Annotated in this window: 2 protein-coding genes; both read right to left on the reverse strand. The window is 46.5% G+C overall.

Annotation, left to right across the window (positions count from 1 at the left end; all coding sequences use genetic code 11):
- Positions 1-9: 9 nt before the first annotated feature.
- Positions 10-180 (reverse strand): hypothetical protein, encoded by a 171-nt coding sequence (locus CXF78_RS01355; RefSeq protein ID WP_257984798.1) that lies wholly within the window; start codon positions 178-180, stop codon positions 10-12.
- Positions 177-938 (reverse strand): proton-conducting transporter transmembrane domain-containing protein (locus tag CXF78_RS01360; protein WP_308302233.1); only part of this gene is annotated, 762 nt, incomplete at its 5' end. The genes CXF78_RS01360 and CXF78_RS01355, both read right to left, overlap by 4 nt.

The following is a 938-nucleotide window of genomic DNA, read 5'->3' on the forward strand; positions in this document are numbered from 1 at the left end:
AGATGTGTATTAAGAGACAGGAGTAGGAATGAGCCCCCAAACAACCCAGATTAGTGAAACAGATGTAATAGCCGTTGCAGCTTCGCGAATATTAGGGCCTATTCGCCCAGCAAGAGAAATAGCCAGAGCTCCTACTATTGGAAGACCAATGGCGACTAATATGGTAGTTTCTGGTGTCATTTTGAACCCTCCAATAGAAGGGCTGCAGCACTATTTGCGAGTTCTAATGGAACCTGTGGAAACAGTCCGAAGTATATATTGAGTAGTGCAACAAAACCGGTAACTAATAACATTTGTATTGGTGCTTCAGATGTTGGGCCTTCTCCTTCGACAGGAGCTTGGAAGTAAAGCGCCTCAACGATGCGCCAAACATAAACCACCGCCATCAAGGAACTGACTAGAATAATTGCTACTAGCCCACCCCCCCAAGGACCGCTTTCCAAAGCTGCGGTGATAAGGAGCCATTTACTAATAAACCCTGCAGTACCAGGCACGCCGATTAAGCTCAAACCACACACAACAAAAGCAGCACAAGTCCAGGGCATACGAGCTGCAGCACCACCGAGTTGATCTAGGCGCAAGTCACGATACTGATAAGCTAGGCAAGCAACTGCCAGGAACAACCCACCTTTTGCTAGTGCATGGTTGAACATATGCATTGCGCTGGCGCTTAGTCCAGCCATGCTTACAAAGCTAACACCAAGCAAAATATAGCCTATTTGTGCTATAGATGATGAAGCAAGCCGCCTTTTAAGATGTCCTTCGAACATCGCAACTGCAGAAGCAATAAGTATTCCGAGAATTGACAATGGCATCGCAAACAATGCGAACTGAACTTCGTGATCCTCAAGCGTGGCTTGAAATACCATATAGTCAAATCGGATAAGTACATACAGTGCAACCTTGGTCGCGCAAGCAGCGAGAAACACGGTCACCAT

Origin of the sequence: Shewanella sp. 11B5 (assembly GCF_002836795.1) — a bacterium.
Classification (GTDB): Bacteria; Pseudomonadota; Gammaproteobacteria; order Enterobacterales; family Shewanellaceae; genus Shewanella; species Shewanella frigidimarina.